Origin of the sequence: Rhodanobacter sp. C01 (genome assembly GCF_002001045.1) — a bacterium.
Classification (GTDB): Bacteria; Pseudomonadota; Gammaproteobacteria; order Xanthomonadales; family Rhodanobacteraceae; genus Rhodanobacter.
Map to the genome: position 1 here is coordinate 41,614 of NZ_MUNR01000011.1, position 17,318 is coordinate 58,931.

Below are 17,318 nucleotides of genomic sequence, written 5' to 3' on the forward strand. Positions count from 1 at the left end.
TGCGGATACTTACGACCATGATGAAACACCTGTTCGTCCTGCTGTGCCTGATCCTGCCGTTCGGCGCATCCGCACAGGCGCCGAGTGCGCTGTTCTACATGCTGGACTCGCAGAAATCGATCGACTCGTTCGTGCATCACGCCGACAAGATCGATGTGCTGGCGCCGACCTGGTACAACGTGGACGAGAACGGTCTGGTCTCCGGACAGCCCAATCCCTACGTGATGCAGGTCGCCAAAACGAACGGTGTGACGGTTATGCCGATCGTTTCTGGGGGCGGCGATCGTGCGAAGTTTCATCAATTGCTGGGCGACGAGAAGGCCAAGCAGGCGATGATCGCCTCGCTGATCGAGCAGGCCACACTACACGGCTTCAGCGGCTTCCAGTTCGATTTCGAGAACATCGCCTGGACTGATCGCGACGCGCTGACGTTGTTGACGAAACAGACGGCCGAGGCACTGCACAAGGACGGCCTGCAGTTGTCGATGGCGGTGGTGCCCAATGCACCTGGCTACGCCGGTCGCGGCGCCTTCAGCAAATGGATGTGGGAATACTGGCGTGGTGCCTACGATCTGAAGGCGCTTGCCAAGGTGCTGGACCTGGTCTGCCTGATGACCTACGACCAGCACACGCGCTGGACCACGCCCGGCCCGGTGGCCGGCATGCCATGGACCATGCAGCACCTGGAGTACGCACTTGCGGTGGTGCCGAAGGACAAGCTCTCGCTGGGCATCCCGCTGTATGGCTACCACTGGTACGCCGGCGACCCGGTCCGCGCGGATGGCAAGGAGTCGTCGAACATTTCGGCCGACTACATCGACGCCGATGAATCACTGCCGCTGGCCAAACAATACGGCGCCACGGTGCAGTGGGATCCGGTCGAACACGAATCCTGGTTCTACTTCTATCGCGACCAGATGCGCGAATGGGTCTTCTTACCCGATGCGCATGCTTTCCGCGATCGCTATGCAGTGGTGAAGCAGTACGACCTGCAGGGATTCTGTTCCTGGGTACTGGGAGCGGAAGATCCGCAGATTTGGGATGAATTACCTGCAACCCGGCGTCGTTCGTCTCAGGCCAGTTCGGCATCTTCATCCAGACAGCAGTAACCGAGGGCGTGGAGGAGGGTTGAAGGCGGCGTTTGATTTGGATCGATGCAGATGTTCATGAGGCCTTCCGTCGAAGATCCGGATGCGTCGAGTGGAAGGTGGCAGCAGGTGGTTTATCGGCTCCGGGTTTGGGGACCCGGGGTTTCACATCACAGATCAGTTTCAACGGGGAGAGGGCAACCATGAGCAAGATCCGTTTTCATCGAAGCATATTGGCCAGTGCACTGGCACTGGCACTGTTCGGGCCGCAGGCATACGCGCAGACATCGACGCAGGATGCGTCGACTACGCCACCATCGAATACGCAACAAGGCCAGCGGGACGAATCGTCAAAGAAGGCCACTAAACTACAGGCAGTCACCGTCACCGGCTCGATGATTCCACGCGTGGAGATCGAAGGGCCGACCCCCGTGATTTCCATTACCGGCTTGCAGATCAAGCAGCAGGGCTTCACCACGCTGTGGGAATTCCTGGATTCGCTGCCGCAGATGGGCCAGCCGCCGCAGGATCCGGCCAGTTGGGGGGCCACCGCGGTGAATGCGCGCCCGGTGAATCTGCGCAACCTGGGTGCGGGCTTCAGCCTGCTGCTGATTAACGGCGTGCGCGTGGTGGATTACCCGCAGCCGCTGGGCGCGCAGAGCAGCTTCCAGAACTACGCAAACCTGCCTAGCGGCATGATCGACCATGTCGAGATCCTGGCCTCCGGTGCCTCGTCGATCTACGGTTCGGATGCGGTGGCGGGCGTGGTCAACGTGATCCTGAAGAAGAACTATCAGGGTGACGATCTGCAGGTGACTGGCGGCGGCGCCACCCGTGGCGGCCGTTCCTATGGCGACATCAACTTCTTCGGCGGCAAGTCCGGCGAAAACTGGCACATTCTCTACAACGTGGAGAAGTCCAACCGCACGGCCTTGTGGGGCAGCGATCGTCCGTACCAGGATTCGGTGTCCGATGCAGGCTACGGTGCCTGGAACCCGGCCGACCGCATGTTCGGCTACCAGTACGATGCGTCCGGCGCCATCGCCCTCTCCGCGACGAACGGCAATGGCCAGTACATCACGCCGCCGACGGGCACCTGCGGCAAGTTCAGCAACTCGCAGTTGAGCCAGTCGCACAGCGTCAGCACCAGCGGCACCCAGATCACCGGGACGACCGACAACGGTTCCTTCTGCTCGCAGCCCAACCTGTTCCAGAACTGGGTGCTGACGCCGGGCAGCCGCACCAACAACGGTTACCTGGCCGGCGAATACGATTTCAGCAATGGCCTGCAACTCTACGGCTCGGCGGCCCTGTACGACTCGGTGGGTATCTCCCAGACCCAGTTGCCCTTCTTTGGCTACGGCAGCCCGTTCTATGACTCGACCACGGGGCAAACCATCAATGCGCTCGACCGCCAGCTGACCGCGCAGGAAATCGGCACGTCCGCCAATACCCATGACCGCGAGCAGAACTGGAACATCACGGCCGGCCTGCGTGGCACCATGTTCGACGGCAAATTCAACTGGGACTTCAGCCTCAATAGCCAGAAGTACATCGTACGCGAGGACTTTACGGGCATGGACCAGGCGGCCATGAACAACTTCTTCCTCGGCCAGCAGACGGGAACCACCGCCGGTGGGCTGCCCATCTATGCCATCAACTGGCAGCGCTTCTGGAACCCCATCACGCAGCAGCAATACACCCAGTTCGCGGTCAATGGCGAGAACACGGCGGAGTCGTCGCTGAACCAGGCGCAGTTCCGCGTCAACGGCGACCTGTTCAAGTTCCCGTGGGTGGACGAGTCGGTAGGTTGGGCAGCCGTGCTGGAAGCTGCAGACAACGATTTCCTGCTGTCGCCGGATCCGCGCGAGGCCAACTCCGCCACCTTCGTGGATCCGTTCTATAACGACAACTTTGGCGGCGGCAGCCGCCAGCGCTTTTCGCTGGGCACCGAGTTCCGCGTGCCGATCGTGAACTCACTGACCTGGACCATCTCCGGCCGCCTCGACAAGTACCACGACGCCAGCAGCGCCGACATTGCCCGCACCTGGGGCACCGGCCTCGAATGGCGTCCGTTCGACAGCCTGCTGATCCGCGGCAGCTACGGCACCAATTTCAAGGCGCCGGACATGGCGGCGATCTACCAAGGCGGCTCCGTCGTACCACAAGGCATTTACGAGGATAATCTGCAGTGCATCAACGCCATCAAGGCGGGCAACACTTCGAGCACCTGGTGCAACGGCGTTATTCAACGTCCCCAGTCGCAGTGGTACCAGCAAAGAACGGTCGGCGGCCCGGACCTGGTGCCGGAGACCGGCCACTCCTGGACCTATGGTTTCGTGTGGCAGGTTCCGGGCGTGGAGGGTCTGTCGGTGTCTGCCGACTACTGGCACATGGGCGTGGACAACGCCATCGAGTACATCAACCAGAGTACCGTGCTCCAGGACGAGGCTGGCTGCCTTACCGGCTATCAGGCGGACGGCTCAACGGGTTTGTCGCCGTACACCGCGCACGCAGCGGGATCGGCGTATTGCCAGATGGTGATAGCGGATGTGCAGCGCAATGCGGCAGGCCAAATCACCTCAGTGCAATCCGGACCGATCAACGAGGCCTCGCTGTACGTGAGCGGTATCGATGCCTCGCTGCAGTACAGGCTGAATACCGAGGATTACGGCAATTTCACCACCAGCGTCAACTACACCGACAACCTCGCGTACAAGCAGCGCGTGCTGGCTTCCGACCCGTTGCTGAACACTCGCTACAACAATGTGGCGAGCAGGGTCACCTGGATCGGCACCTGGCAGAAGGGCGACTGGAACGCGTCGCTCTCCGGTGTGCGCGATGGCCGCATGCGCGCGCCAGGCTACGGCAACTGCAACACACTGCCCAATGGCATCCAGCCGAGCCCGGTGACTATCGTCAGCCCCGACGGGACGACGGTCGATACCGGCGTCTGCCAGATCGGCGGGGCAAACGTCGCCGACACCGTGTACTACGGCCATGTGCCGACGTGGATCACCTGGAACGGCTCGATTGGCTGGCAGATCAACCCGGACACCAAGCTGAGCTTCACCGTGTCCAACATCTTCAACAGGGTCTCTTCGATCCCGTACTACGCCGGCGGCTTCGAATTCGTCACGACGGGGCAGACCGGCAGTGAATACAACGGCCGCGAATTGTTCCTGACGTTCGACTACAAGTTCGACTGATCCATCGCTGCGCCGAGGTGGCTTCGGTGATCGTCGAAGCCACCTCGTTCATCCGGCGCACACGGTTTGGATGTCGCGTGCGCTGGGCCATCGCGCGGGCCGTGGATCGGCCGCGCACGGATAACCAGGGTTGCTGCGCAACCCTTCAGGCCTGCCCCTCAGGCAGTGCACGATTCATCCGCTGGAGTCTGCCTGATGCCAAAGTTTTCCGCGCGGTGCTGTCTTTCCCTGCTGCTTGTGCTGCCGGGAGTCTGCGCTGCGAGCGCCATCGCGATCATTCCGAAACCGCAGCAGCTGGTGATCGATCAGGGCAGCTATCGGCTGGATGCGCATACGACGGTTGACGCTCCGGGCGATGCGCGTGCGCGCGAGATTGTCGCCTTCCTGCGCGAGGCGGTGCATGCGCAGACCGGCATCCAGCTGTCCCGCGGCGGATCCGCGCAAGGCATCGGGCTGAAGCTGGATCCGTCCGTCCACGGCGACGAAGCGTATCGACTCGTGGTGACGGCGAAGGGCATCACGATCAGTGCTGCTACTGATCAGGGCCTGTTCTGGGGCGTGCAAACACTACGCCAGTTGCTGCCACTGCGGCATGCGGGCATGGCGGATATTCCGGCGTTGCATATCGAGGATGCACCGAGCATGGCGTGGCGCGGGATGATGCTGGACGTCGGCCGGCACTTCTATCCGGTGTCCTTCATCGAGAAGCAGCTCGACCTGCTCAGCTACTACAAGATCAACACCTTCCACTGGCATCTCACCGAGGACCAGGGCTGGCGTATCGCCATCGAGCGCTATCCTCGGCTCACCGCCGTGGGAGCTTGGCGCACCGAAGCCGATGGCAGCCGTTATGGCGGCTTCTATACGCAGCAGCAGATCCGCGAGGTGGTCGAATACGCGCGCTTGCGCAACATCACCGTGGTACCGGAAATCGAGATGCCGGGCCACAGCTCGGCGGCATTGGCCGCCTATCCACAACTCTCATGCACTAGGCAGCCCGTGCAGGTCGCGATCACCTGGGGCGTGTTCAAGGATATCTATTGCGTCGGCAACGAGGCCACCTTCACTTTCCTGCAGCACGTGCTCGACGAGGTGGTTGGCCTGTTTCCTGCGCCCTACGTGCACATTGGTGGCGACGAGACGCCGAAGGACCGCTGGAAGGCTTGTGATTCCTGTCAGACGTTGATGCACGCGCAGGGACTGGCCGACGAGGACGGACTGCAGAGCTACTTCATCAAACGCATTCAGAAATACCTCGCCGGCAAGCATCGTACCCTGATCGGCTGGGACGAGATCCTCGAAGGCGGTGCCGACAGGAACGCCATCATCGAGATCTGGCGCGGCGAGGCCGAGGGCCGCAAGGCGCTCGCCAGTGGCAACCGCATCATCAACGCCGGACCGTTCTATCTGGACTCGCCCACTGCAGGGCTCGGCGTGAAGAAGATCTACGCGACCGATCCCCGCCAGGGTTATGCCGATGCACCGACCGGGTTGTTCCTCGGTGCCGAGGCGCCGTTGTGGAGCGAGCGTGCCACGCCGCTGAACGCGGAAAGCAAACTGTATCCGCGCATGCTGGCGTTCGCCGAAATCACCTGGAACGACGGCCCGCGCAACTATGCCGATTTCGAGCGCCGCCTGCAGGCGCAATACCCCTGGCTCGATGCCCGGGAAGTGAACTATGGCCAGGAAGACCAGGATCTGGCCACGTTCCATATTGCGCCCGGTTTGCACGGTGGTTGGCTGCTGCAGACCACCAGCGGGCTGCCTGGTCTGGTCTTCCACTACACCACTGACGGCAGCGACCCGACGCAGGGTTCTCCCGAATTCACCGACACGCTGGCGATCCAACATGCCGGCACGCTGCAGGTGATGCCGTTCCGCCACGGCCGCGCGATGGACCTGGCGACCCGCTTTACCACGGTCGGCAACCTGGCGGCAGGCAAGCCGATCACCTACGCACGGCCACCGAGCCCGCACTACAGCGGTGCGGCCAACACGCTGGACGATGGACTGCTCGGCAGCGACAACTTCCACGACGGCCAATGGGTCGGCTGGGAAGGTGGCGATCTGGATGCCAGCATCGACCTGCAGCAGCCGACCCGACTGCACGGCATCGCGGTGGATTTCATTCAGCAGAGTGGCTCATGGGTGCTGTTGCCAAAGCAGGTGACGTTCTACGTGTCGTCCGACGGCCAGCACTGGTCGCAACTCTATGCAAGGACGCTCAAGGTCGACGCCGGGGATGCGCATCCGCTGGTGCAACGCATCGAGTTCAGCAGTCCCGTACCGATCAGTGCACGCTATGTCCGCGTCAAGGCGGAGAACTATGGCCCCCTGCCGCCCGACAGTGCGGGTGCTGGCCACAACGCGTGGTTGTTCACCGATGAAATCATGTTGCACTGAGCTGAGTGGTGGTAGAAACCGTTGGCACATCTGTTGGTATCAATATTCGCCATATCTACAAAGCCCTTGTGTACTGTGGCTTGGCAGCTTCGATATGGATGTCACTCTCCCGCCAGAAAAGCAAAACGCCCCCATGTGGGGCGTTTTGCTTTTCTGATGGTGACGACTGGGATGAGAACCCACCGGTTCGACAAATTCGTCTGGAACGAATTTGGACAGCCGCAGGCTGGCCCCGTAGCGCGCAGCGCGAAGGGGTGAGGCTCATGGATGAGCCGAACAATCCCGCCTGCTATGTTGCCTCGACCTAGAATAAGTGACTCTGACTCGGTTAGCTTGCCGAATGGGCGGCTGTCTTTGGTGATGCCAAGATGACCATGGCGCTGCTCGATCGGCTCACGCATCGCTGCCACATCCTGGAAACCGGAAACGACAGCTACCGCTTCCGGAACCATGGCACTGACATCAAGAAGGAGACCAAGACCCCGACCTCAACCCCGATCTGAGCTAACCTGAAGCACGAACCGGTGGCTCACTTTTCGATGAAAATCCCGGCTCAGTTTTCGGCGGAAATCAACACTACAGCGGCTACCCCAAATTGTCCCTGACACCTTTTCCTTCTCGGCGGATCGCACCACACATCGCGCGTAACACTGGCAATGGCCGCAAGAGCGTCGTACCGGCTGCACCCGTGGCATGGCATCAGCCACGGGTGCGCAAACGCATCGAACAGGGCTTCGGATGGATCAAGACGATCGGTGGGCACCGCAGGCTGCCGTTGGTCGGCATGGCCGCCGTGCGTGGCTGGGTCACCTGGACCTTTGCTGCCTGCAACCTGATCCAGGTTGGGCGGCATCGGCGAGTGGTGGGATCCATCGCCGACGTGAGCGACCACGGGAGACGTGCGTCCGCAGGGCTGAAAATTGCGCCCTGTGACTCACACTCGACAACGGATGCATAGGCCAAAGCTATGAAGGTCGATGCGGGAGCGTGCTTCTCAACGGCCTGCTAGGCTTGGCGCTGATGCTCAGCGCTACACTGGAGCAATATGAAAACTTCAAGCGTTCTCGACCTCTTCTCGAAACTAGCCGCCGCAGGCACGCCTATTGAGTTTCAAAGCGCGCTTGCCGAGCATATCGAACAAACTTTCCATGCCGACGCTTTACCGAGATCAGGCAATGGTGTGTTTCGAGTTGTTCGGTTGGATGACGTCGAGCTTCCCTGCAAACAGGGTACGTCTTCAGAGTCTGAGTCTGGCTCTCTAGTGGTTTGGCATGATCTTTTACTCGCGGAAGCCGAAAAGCGGCTGAGTGTGCCAGGAAACTTCAGCCTGCTTGTAGCGCTCATCGATCCGGAGGGAGGGAACTTCGCCGCCGATTTCGCTGCCGCGACACGCGAGGATTGCGACATCTACGTTGTTGGAGAATCGAGCAACACCGACATCCAGAAAATCATCGAAGACCGCCTCAGGTCTGTCACGACAATGGGGGCTTTTGGAATCCAGATCACTGGCTTGCGCTCTGCTGCTGCAGCGTGATCGTTTGCAGGTGAAAGTCGAGCAACAATGTGCAGAGCTCAATACGCCTGCACTCGTATCTTGATTGACGCGCGGCAATGCGGGAAATCGGCACCCCTATCTAGGCAGCCTCTGACATGGAAACCCCATCAAGGCCAGGTGGGGTCGCGTATGCTGCACCAGTGGTGCGAAGGCATGAGGGATTGACACCGAATTGATTGATACTTCCTCCGCCGCTATTTCAGCTTGACGGTACTGCTTCGATCGCGGTCTCATGGTTCCCGTTCTCAGGGATGCGATGCGTATGGATCAACTTCTTTACGAAATAAAGCGCAAGCGGTTGGCTGTGTTTGCTCTTACGCGCAGCCGCATCGGCATTTATCGTGAGGGCATGCACTACGGCCGGTTTTACTCTTGGGGCCAGCTCAAAGATATCCGGGGCAGCTATATCCCGGGTTTCCGTACCTTGCTCCCAGTTGACACGTTGACACTTGAGACGATGGACAGGTCCGTGAGAATTTCCATGGCGTGGTATGACTTGCAGCCGTTGGCTTCATCATTAAAAAAAACCGCATCCTGGAAGGAGCGTGGTAATGACGCGGCCTATAGCGAGATGCTGGCTGATTACCTGCGTGAGTTGAAGGCGAAGGCTTTCGCGGACGGAGCGGCGGACAGTTACCGGTAGATCAGTCTTCAACGTGGACTCATGGGGTTGGATTGAACCATGGAAAATCGCAAGGACTTTACCTTCAGAGGCCACGTCGATTGGAGCTATCACAATCCACATAACAGAGCGCATCCGTTCGAAACCTGGCTAGTGAATCTGATCTGCGCCCGGGATGCTTAAACCACAGCTGATCTCCGGGCCTTTCTGGTATCTCGTCTGGCTGCATGTGCGGTTTGGCGAAGACGATTCCTTCAGGTGCTAGCCGAAGCGACGCTCGATGCGGGCAAGCCCTCTCACGTGCAGATTCCGGTCAGGTTGAACATCGCTTCTGGCGAACGTTGAACACTCTGTTGGTGCTGACCAGGTGCGAATGGCCTATTGCTGTCAGGAGCTACAGGTTAAATTCGGAAAAAGTCTTCAACCCGAGGCGCTATTTACGAGCGCTTTTGCGCGATGACGCTTGCAATCCAAGCTCCCGCGTCGCCATCAATTCTTTCGTAGATGCCACCCTGCCCACAGCCAGCAGCAAAGGACTGGGCGTCTGGGCGTGACGCGATGCCCGCGATTGCCGAGCCGTCGGCAGTGTCGATATACATCGGGCCGCCGCTGTCGCCATGACATTCGTCGCTCGACAGGCTGCTTTTGGCGTCGCTGGTTGGACCAGCGAAGAATTCGTAGGCCGGATTACAACCGAACTGAATATCGGTGGCCGAACAACGCGGCGTGACGATGGCAACACCACCATAGCCACGTTTACCGTGACTAGCTCCTGTTCGACCGACGTCGGTGTTACCAAACCCGACAATGATGCCCATCTTAGCCGCGCTCAACTGTGCCGATGTGGCAAATCGCGGCTGACCTGCCGTAGGGTGCAACGACGGCGGCACGAAAACGATGCCGATATCGGCCGGACCTACCTTGTTGCACACCTTCATTTGGAGGGGCACGTTGACCGTCGGCTTCACATCGAGGTCGCCGGCATTGTTCGGCACGCCGACCTTGGTGTCGAAGCCGTCGCAGATGCAATGCAGTGCCGTCAGAACGACGCCGCTGGCAATGATCACACCCGAACAGATTTGGTCTTTGGGGCCGAGCAGCAGGACGACATCTGGATACTGATTGAGTATATCGAACCTGCCGTGGTAGACAGTTTGGGCTGCAACCGATACACCATGCGCCGCGGATTCAAAGATCGATATCAGGGCCGATCGGTATCGTGGATCCTGATCCAGTTTAGTGGGAGCGATGGTAGACGGATCCAGCTGGAGGGACGTATTTTTGGATTTCGGAGCCGCTGTTTCAGCTGCCTTTTTCATACTGCTGCGCAAGGCTGCCGTAAACGCCGGAGAGTCCTTTGGAAACAGTCGAGCGGATTCTTTCAGCGCTTGCTGGGCCGCCGTCTGGGCTTTGGACGATGAAGTGGTATCGATCGACTGTCCGAAAACGGGTAGCGCCAACACAAGCAGGCACACCCGTGCAGCAATCAGCGCGTTGCTGCACCGACCACCTGTCTGCGATGGACACCAGCGCACACTCAAGTCCCGGGGCATGACAGTGTTTGGTTCGTCGGCATCGCGTTGCCGGGACTTTGCAGTTGGGCTGCTTCGATCGCCGTGAACGCCGATTGCGCCGCGAACTTGGCCCCGGTGAGGTTGGCTCGATCGGCCGGCAGCTTTGCTGCGCTAGCAGGGGAACCCAAGTCGGTCTTGAGGGTTTCGCAGTCCGTCTGGTACGTGGCCATGGCTGAATAGTATTTCCCGACGGCGCTCTGGAACGCGCTCTCATTTTGGGCGCTCAAGAGCTGGCCTTGTGGCAACACTGCATTGCTCACTGCCGTTGACAGCGCCTGCGTTGAACTGGACGATGCAAACGCTGCGGCCAGCGACTGCAGGAAAGCGCTGGGGTCGCCAACTTCATGCAGGCTGGATGTAATGTTGATCGGGCGGAAAGGACCCGATATCGGGTCCTTCTGTCCCGTTTCGTTGTAGACGACATGGAGCGGCATCGATTCGATGGGTACCAGTGTCCAATAAGTCTGCAGGTGGCGGTTCACCACGGCTAGGTCGACGGTTGCACCGGGCGTGATGTCGAAGATATCCACAGCGACAGCGGCCGCTTTGAAATAATCGACACTCCCGCTCACTGGGGCAGGGTTGGTAAAGGTGATTGCCAGCGAGAGATGCTTGCTCTTGCTGTTTTCGAACCACCCGCCGAGAAGTGACTTGGGATAGTAGATCGAAGCCACGGTCGGCAGCACGACGGTATAGCTGGTGGCATTGCCCGCGAACTGCGAGCTTTGTAGCTCGATTTCCGCATAGAAGCTCGGTTTGACCAATGTCAACCTGCCTGTCGGGGTCTCCGGCGGCCCGCTCGACTGACTGATCCGCGTCACGATAGCTCGACCATCGGTACAGCTCGCGCCCACCGATGCAGCAAATTCCGGATCGCCGCACCAGTCTGTGATCGTGTTCCCCGCCGCATCTCTGACGCCCGGGTCACCGGACTCGATCGGCCGCGTCAGCGCAATGACATAGCACATTGGCTCGCTAATGCTGTAGCTTTTTTTATCCCTATCCCATTGTGCGTACGCGTAGAACTCGGCACGGTTTCCGGTCGCCTGGAAGCCGGACTTGTCAGCAGCAGCGGCGGCGGTCAGAGACGATGCGAATAGCCCGGCGATCGTGCCGATGGTATCCCCGCCGATCAGATTGATGAGCGAGGAGCCGAACTCCCCAGCGTTACCCCCGTTGGCCGGGCAGGTGGTTTCGGGCCAAACATACAACGTGGGTGGGCTGGCCAACGACGCCGCGCGTGGAAGGACACGTGAGCAACCCATTAGGCATTGCAGGATGGCCATCGACAGAACGATTGGCGCGACAAAGCCTCTTGTCTTAGTGAACATGACTCCCCCTACGCACCCATTGCGGACGTGTACGTCACATTCCTCGGTTGCGTCGTTTCGGCGCACACCGGATCAACTTCTATGATCTACCCAAATCAGCGAAATGGAAACGGTCTCCTTAGGGCCGGTGGCGAGCATAACCCCGACTTCTTCTAGCTTAGAGGCCATGTTGCCCTCTTACAGTTAGCTAGCCACCTAACGGGGCGGATGTGCACCGTTGGTGCGACGTCGTCGCGGCCACATTTCTTTTCGAATGCCAAAAAAGATCACACGCGCGGCAGGGGCATTCGCCCACCTCCGCGCATGCATCTGTCTGTTCGAGCAGTCCCAAGCCGATCGATTTTCTCCTCTGGCCGCCCTGGAAGGCTGTTTGGTGTGCTATTGCTGTTTATCCCCGGTATGTGCGCGGGCCCGTTACATCACGGGTCTCCGTCAGGCCACCAGGTTCATCGCTTCGTCCCAGGCACGCCGTTTGATCTGCGCCCCTTGGCCGAACCACGCCGCATCGCGACGATGGTCGTCACTACGCGCACGACGGTGGTGGTCGACGTACTCGGTCACGCTGTTGACCAAACCCCACGCCGTACCTCGGCTGGATGCCATCAATGCACCGCGGCCACCCCCTTCGTACAGTGAGCGGACAGTGGCGAGCGCCTGCTCGTTGACCACCATGGCCTTACCGTCTGGCGCGGCGTAGGTAAGTACCCGACGCAACATGCATTCGACCGTATCGGGGTCGAACGGCCGCTCCACCAGCGCCCTCATGCTGGCAACGAAGCCATCCCACGAAGACACGGTGATGCCCAACTGGCGCTTGACCGCATCCGGATCAAACCGACTGCGGTGCGGCACCTTGATCGCACCACTGGCGTTCCCCAGCGCAATGGACAGGGTGTTGTTGCAGACCACACGCACCGAGGTGAACTGTGCCGTAGTCGCCAGCGTGCCGTCACAAGCGGTGGCCAGTAGCAAATAGCCATCGACGCGGTCTCGACCTTTGAGCGAGGTGCTCTGGCCGGTGCGTGCCAACGCCCAGAACTTGCGACCTTCACGCAGCACGCCAGCCGTTTCCAGCTCGAAGCCGTTGCAGGCGGTCAAGTCGCGGTAGAACTCCAGGATCTCGCCTGGCTGAACTACTTGGAATCGCTTGCTCACAACGGCCAGTGGTGCCTTGGTATCCGATCGGTACAGCACCTTTTGCTCCGGAAAGGCATTGATAACACCCACATGGCCGTTGCCGGAGATGTAACGGACCTCGGAGGCCTCGATTTGCCAGTCCATACCCGCCTGCTGCTTCCAAGTGTCGATGGGTTGCTGCGGGGCCAATTTGTTGCCAAGACCGTGCCATGGCTTTTCGCCGGCATAGGCCATCGTTTCAACCAGATGCATTGTCGTTTCCTCGTTGGTTGGGGGCACAAATGCACAAGGCCCGGACATGCCGGGCCTTGTGGGTCTAACCAGTTGTGAAGCGGATCAGGGATCTTTTGGACTGCCGAAGCTTTTGGATCCTGCAACGCGCACTAGCATTTCCACCGAAGCCGCCTGAACGAAGTAGATCCTGTCTAAGTTGCTTTTCATATCACGGAATACCCACAAGGCCGGCGCTGCTGAGTCTGCCCAATCGTGTGCACGCATGCCGTCTAACGGCTCGCTCGAACCGGTGGTGGTTAAGCAGATTTCCCTTCACGGTTCTGACAAGTGATCGCTTTTTAGTGTTGCAATCAGAACTCCAGGCGTTCGCGCAGCTTGCTGACGTAGGTCATGGAGTCGACTACGAGTCTGTCGCTCCACGCAGGCACGGTCGCTTCCACAGATGCTGCGAGCGCCAATGTATTCACGTTGTGTCGACAAGAGGGCACTCTTCTGCGAAGGATCAGCCTGTTGAGCCAGGGCGTGGTACTGAGCAGCGACATCGGAATCAAGAGCGCTTAGCAACGGGTCGGCGCAAATCGTCAGTTCTGCCGCACTCTGAGCCTTGGCACAATCGAAGCCAGGCTGGTAGGTGTGAGCGACTTTGGTGGGACTGACTTCGCCCGCATTTCCTACATTTGTTGATGCCGGTGTGACTACAGGTGGGGCCACACTCTGCGCCGGCGCGGCAATAGCGACCGTAGACGGCGGGGCGGGGAGCGGGGGTGGAGTCGCGGCTGCAGCCTGTGTTGTGGGCGTTTCGGCGGCGGCATTGTTCGTGGGCGGCGTCGCAGGTGTATCCACCTGAGCAACGTTTGGAGACACTTCCCTCACCAAGACTCCGTCTTTGAAGAGTCTCTGTTCGGTCAATTTTCCGGACGCGTCCCACCACTGGTGCATGCCATCTGGCTTTCCATCGACGTATTGGCCGTGATAGGTGTGTTCGCCGGTTTGTCCGTCGTAGCTATCCACGTCACCGTCAAGGCGGCCTTTCTCATTGTTGGCGCGAACAATCAATTTATCTGTCTGTTCGTCGTACCCCTCCTCGGTGCCCGAGACCGCTCCATCATCCCAATTGAGTGTGTGGACGAGCTTCCCGGTCTTCATGCTGTAGATCTTCTGCTTGCCATTGGGCCTGCCACCATCGAACGATCCTTCTGAGATGGGGTATTGACTGTGGTCGAAATTGAAATAGGTAATATCCCCGTCGAGGGCGCCCTTCGAGAATTTCATCTCGGTGCCTGAAACGTCTGAATTGGCTGGGGCACATTTCGCAGCACCGTCTGGCAGCCCATCGTCTACAACAACAGTGCAGTACGAGCTCGTCTGGCTGAACATCATTGCCGCACCAAAGCCCAAGTTCTGAGTCACCGCGGTCGCGGGGGCCGTATTTACATGCGTGATCGCGTAGGCGAACGCATTAAATCCACGCTGCGGGGCGAGAAGCTCGTTGTCCGGGAAGTTTGTAACGGTCCCGGAGAACGGCTTGTCGGCATCACCTGCGAAGATCTTGCCATTGACGATCTGGACGTTTCGGTAATCCAGTACTGGACGGCTGCATCCATGTAGGCACAGTGCAACAGCTGCGATCAGTGGTGCCCACAAAGTCCCTTTAGCTACGTTCATCGGTGCTCCCTAGTCGTGGTGTGTGAAATGGTGAATGGCGTGCACTCCAATCGAACGTCGAAGCAACACGTGTCTTCTGAAGGCCGGAAGCAATCGGACCCGTCTGAGCCAGTTCGAGCGGCCTTCGGCTGCTAGCCTTCAGATGCATAAATTCTGTGAGTGAGTTAGCTAAGCGCTCATGGTCGAGCCGCGGACGTTTGCGCCGGCGGAGCCGGCAGAAATCGAAATTGCGAGGGCGAACACAGGCCTCATCCGGGATGCGATGCCACGCCAAAGCCGAGTCGTTGCGCCATGAGATTTCCCCTGTCGCAGGCGGGAGGCCTGAGTCGGCTCTAATATACGAAAAACGCATGAATATAAGGAAACCGAATAACCACGTTCGGCGCATAGCTTGGCGGGCATGGCCAAACCACCTGCAAAGCCCAAGCCGAAGCCCACGTCCGTTCACCGTCCGGAACATGCGGTGCTGGCACAGCTGCTGCGAGAGTTGAGGCTGGCAGCCAACCTGACCCAGGTAGAGGCGGCCACTCACGTCGGCATCGCCCAAGCCGGGGTGTCAAAGATGGAAACCGGCGCGCGTGGCCTGGATCTGCTCGTCGTGCGGGATCTCGTGATCGCCTACGGTGCAGACTGGCCAGCCGTCATCTCTGAGCTTGACAGACGGATCGCAGCGGGCATGAAGCCGGCGAGTGCCTTGATGAAGCGAAAGTTGCAGGCTAAGAAATAAAACAGGCCGCCCTGGTGGGTGCGGCCTGGTTGAGCGTCGGCATCCTTGCGGCGCCTGGACTTCCCAACGAGTCCTTTATCTCATGATAGGCATAACGTGTCTGTCGGCGGCTTCTGACGCTGGCGTCCGCTTTTTGCTTTACGGATATCGGCAGGGCGCTGGTAGCTTCGTAACTTGTTTGCCTAAAGAAGTCCTCGTCCAACCATGCTGACGCACTCCTCGCCTACAACGATGTGGTCAAGAATCCGGACACCAATCAGCCCGAGGGCGTTGCGGAGTTCGTTGGTGATGGCCCGGTCTGCGGCACTGGGCTCCGCGACTCCGCTGGGGTGGTTATGCGCAAGGATGGCTGCGCTGGCATTAATTCTTAAGGCTGCCCGCACAACCTCGCGAGGGTAGATGCTGGCGCCGTCTATCGTGCCGGTGAAGAGCTTCTGACAGTCGAGAATGCGGTGTCGGTTGTCCAGCCACAAGACGTGAAATTCTTCGTGAAGTAGGGCGCCAAGGCGCACGCGAAGGAACTCCGAGGCATCGGTCGGGCTGCCAATGCTGCCTTGTCGTTCTAGCCTTTCCTTCAAGATACCTTCGGCTGCGGCGAGTACATCTTGCTCTGATGCGTCGCTGCCAAGCTTGTAGCGGGCATAGGCCAATGTTCGATGAACCTTCATGACAAACTCCTTTTGGGCGACGCAAGCGCATAGAGCCCGGCGGTAAGGCCGGGCTCTTGCGAAGTCGCGAGGAAAGATGAAAAAACGAGGGATATGGAACAGGGAAGGTTCGGTACAGCTGACTCGTGCGGCGCTACGTCAGACAGGGATCAATGCGGTCGCTATTAAAGACATACCCGCAGGCCTGGCAACGGAAGCTGCCGGGAAGGGCCTGGTCAATGGGTGCGCCGATAGCCGAACCGGCCACGCAGCCTGCTGCACCGCTGAGCAAGCCGCCGAGGATCGCGCTAGCAATGACACCCAGCGGATCATCACAGTTGTGCTTCGCGTCCGCCATTGCGCTTGAGGCGCCCTGAATAGCACCAGCGACACCACCGATGGCGGCTGCCGCGGTTTGCGCGCGACGTCGAGGGACGACGAACGCCGTGTGGCAACGGGGGCATGAGGTGGTCATGTGCGAGCCACCCCGCTTTTCGATGCGACGGCATCTCCGCGACGGCTGTTATTGGCAACCAGAAAGCCGATCAGGAATACGATCGCAAACGCCACAAGGCTTTCGAGCACAGGATAGTTGTACATCAAGACGATCTCCATGGGATGAGTGACAGGGTCGACGACATCGGCCCTTTCGCGAGAACAGCCTTCTGCTCTCCCTCTGGTGATATAGATCTCAGATTCTTTTCGATCGGCGCGAAGCGCGAACTCAAGCATGGCGTGCACGCAACGATCGGCCATTGCGCGTACGCCGTTCTCGGCACGCACGACCTCGTCCGAGGCTCCATAACTGAAAGCGGTAACTGCCGGGCACCAGTGAGTTGGCCGCATCGAAAGCATCCAGTGGACCGAATACGTCGATCGTCTGGAATCCCTCGAAAAGGATCGGCGCGACAGTTCGTTCCCTCTGCCGGGCGAGTTTCATCGGCTGAATTTAGCCGAGCCGCGAAGCGACAATCGACGTGCACGGCTGGCAGATCGTCGACCCGGCCGCACTGGAAAGCGAACTCAACCAGCTGCCCGGCATTGTCACCGTCGGCCTGTTCGCGCGGCGGCCGGCCGATGTGGTGCTGATCGGCGACCGCGAGATGTGATCACCGCGGCGTCAGTC

12 protein-coding genes and 2 pseudogenes are annotated in these 17,318 nt (G+C 59.6%); 8 read left to right on the plus strand and 6 right to left on the minus strand.

Annotation, left to right across the window (positions count from 1 at the left end):
• The first annotated feature begins 5 nt into the window (after positions 1-5).
• The 6 genes and pseudogenes from B0E50_RS09380 to B0E50_RS09405 all read left to right on the plus strand — a co-directional run bounded on the left by B0E50_RS09380 (position 6) and on the right by B0E50_RS09405 (position 8,898).
• Positions 6-1,109, plus strand: a complete 1,104-nt coding sequence (locus B0E50_RS09380) for a glycosyl hydrolase family 18 protein (protein ID WP_077441339.1) — start codon at positions 6-8, stop codon at positions 1,107-1,109.
• Between the two features lie 182 nt (positions 1,110-1,291).
• Complete coding sequence (locus B0E50_RS09385; RefSeq protein WP_077440947.1) at positions 1,292-4,297, plus strand: TonB-dependent receptor; 3,006 nt, start codon at positions 1,292-1,294, stop codon at positions 4,295-4,297.
• Between the two features lie 195 nt (positions 4,298-4,492).
• Positions 4,493-6,700: a family 20 glycosylhydrolase gene (locus B0E50_RS09390; protein WP_077440948.1), complete on the plus strand. Its 2,208-nt coding sequence runs from the start codon at positions 4,493-4,495 to the stop codon at positions 6,698-6,700.
• 335 nt (positions 6,701-7,035) lie between these two features.
• A pseudogene (locus B0E50_RS09395) lies at positions 7,036-7,203 on the plus strand (ATP-binding protein); the annotation flags it as partial.
• A 542-nt stretch (positions 7,204-7,745) separates the two neighbouring features.
• On the plus strand, positions 7,746-8,234 hold the full coding sequence (locus tag B0E50_RS09400) for a hypothetical protein (RefSeq protein ID WP_077440949.1): 489 nt from the start codon (positions 7,746-7,748) through the stop codon (positions 8,232-8,234).
• A gap of 283 nt (positions 8,235-8,517) precedes the next feature.
• Positions 8,518-8,898, plus strand: a complete 381-nt coding sequence (locus B0E50_RS09405) for a hypothetical protein (RefSeq protein ID WP_139350823.1) — start codon at positions 8,518-8,520, stop codon at positions 8,896-8,898.
• A gap of 416 nt (positions 8,899-9,314) precedes the next feature.
• Here B0E50_RS09405 and B0E50_RS09410 read toward each other — a convergent pair whose 3' ends face one another.
• The 4 genes from B0E50_RS09410 to B0E50_RS09425 all read right to left on the minus strand — a co-directional run bounded on the left by B0E50_RS09410 (position 9,315) and on the right by B0E50_RS09425 (position 14,818).
• A complete protein-coding gene (locus B0E50_RS09410) occupies positions 9,315-10,430 on the minus strand; it encodes a trypsin-like serine protease (RefSeq protein WP_077440951.1) in 1,116 nt (371 codons plus the stop codon).
• Complete coding sequence (locus B0E50_RS09415) at positions 10,415-11,782, minus strand: hypothetical protein (protein WP_077440952.1); 1,368 nt, start codon at positions 11,780-11,782, stop codon at positions 10,415-10,417. Before B0E50_RS09415 ends, B0E50_RS09410 begins: the two co-directional genes overlap by 16 nt.
• Before the next feature lie 432 nt (positions 11,783-12,214).
• Positions 12,215-13,171 (minus strand): DUF932 domain-containing protein, encoded by a 957-nt coding sequence (locus B0E50_RS09420; RefSeq protein WP_077440953.1) that lies wholly within the window; start codon positions 13,169-13,171, stop codon positions 12,215-12,217.
• Between the two features lie 294 nt (positions 13,172-13,465).
• A complete protein-coding gene (locus tag B0E50_RS09425; protein ID WP_077440954.1) occupies positions 13,466-14,818 on the minus strand; it encodes a lysozyme inhibitor LprI family protein in 1,353 nt (450 codons plus the stop codon).
• A 400-nt stretch (positions 14,819-15,218) separates the two neighbouring features.
• On the opposite strand from B0E50_RS09425, the gene B0E50_RS09430 reads away from it, so the two are divergent.
• A complete protein-coding gene (locus B0E50_RS09430) occupies positions 15,219-15,545 on the plus strand; it encodes a helix-turn-helix transcriptional regulator (RefSeq protein WP_077440955.1) in 327 nt (108 codons plus the stop codon).
• A gap of 182 nt (positions 15,546-15,727) precedes the next feature.
• On the opposite strand, the gene B0E50_RS09435 is transcribed toward B0E50_RS09430, so the two are convergent.
• Both B0E50_RS09435 and B0E50_RS17985 read right to left on the minus strand, forming a co-directional pair.
• Entirely contained in the window at positions 15,728-16,213 is a 486-nt protein-coding gene (locus B0E50_RS09435) for a JAB domain-containing protein (RefSeq protein WP_077440956.1), read from the minus strand.
• A 450-nt stretch (positions 16,214-16,663) separates the two neighbouring features.
• The gene (locus B0E50_RS17985; protein WP_139350824.1) at positions 16,664-16,975 is read right to left on the minus strand and encodes a hypothetical protein; all 312 of its coding nucleotides are present in this window, start codon (positions 16,973-16,975) and stop codon (positions 16,664-16,666) included.
• Positions 16,976-17,163: 188 nt separating this feature from the next.
• On the opposite strand from B0E50_RS17985, the pseudogene B0E50_RS09445 reads away from it, so the two are divergent.
• Positions 17,164-17,301, plus strand: a pseudogene (locus B0E50_RS09445) (ribose-5-phosphate isomerase A); the annotation flags it as partial.
• Positions 17,302-17,318: the final 17 nt, after the last annotated feature.

Bases quoted from the DNA above. Each gene is read 5' to 3' on its own strand.
- B0E50_RS09400 (WP_077440949.1), top strand. From the start codon at position 7,746: ATGAAAACTTCAAGCGTTCTCGACCTCTTCTCGAAACTAGCCGCCGCA.
- B0E50_RS09430 (WP_077440955.1), top strand. From the start codon at position 15,219: ATGGCCAAACCACCTGCAAAGCCCAAGCCGAAGCCCACGTCCGTTCAC.
- B0E50_RS09425 (WP_077440954.1), bottom strand. From the start codon at position 14,818: ATGAACGTAGCTAAAGGGACTTTGTGGGCACCACTGATCGCAGCTGTT.
- B0E50_RS09410 (WP_077440951.1), bottom strand. From the start codon at position 10,430: ATGCCCCGGGACTTGAGTGTGCGCTGGTGTCCATCGCAGACAGGTGGT.
- B0E50_RS09415 (WP_077440952.1), bottom strand. From the start codon at position 11,782: ATGTTCACTAAGACAAGAGGCTTTGTCGCGCCAATCGTTCTGTCGATG.
- B0E50_RS09390 (WP_077440948.1), top strand. From the start codon at position 4,493: ATGCCAAAGTTTTCCGCGCGGTGCTGTCTTTCCCTGCTGCTTGTGCTG.
- B0E50_RS09435 (WP_077440956.1), bottom strand. From the start codon at position 16,213: ATGAAGGTTCATCGAACATTGGCCTATGCCCGCTACAAGCTTGGCAGC.
- B0E50_RS09385 (WP_077440947.1), top strand. From the start codon at position 1,292: ATGAGCAAGATCCGTTTTCATCGAAGCATATTGGCCAGTGCACTGGCA.
- B0E50_RS09420 (WP_077440953.1), bottom strand. From the start codon at position 13,171: ATGCATCTGGTTGAAACGATGGCCTATGCCGGCGAAAAGCCATGGCAC.
- B0E50_RS09405 (WP_139350823.1), top strand. From the start codon at position 8,518: ATGGATCAACTTCTTTACGAAATAAAGCGCAAGCGGTTGGCTGTGTTT.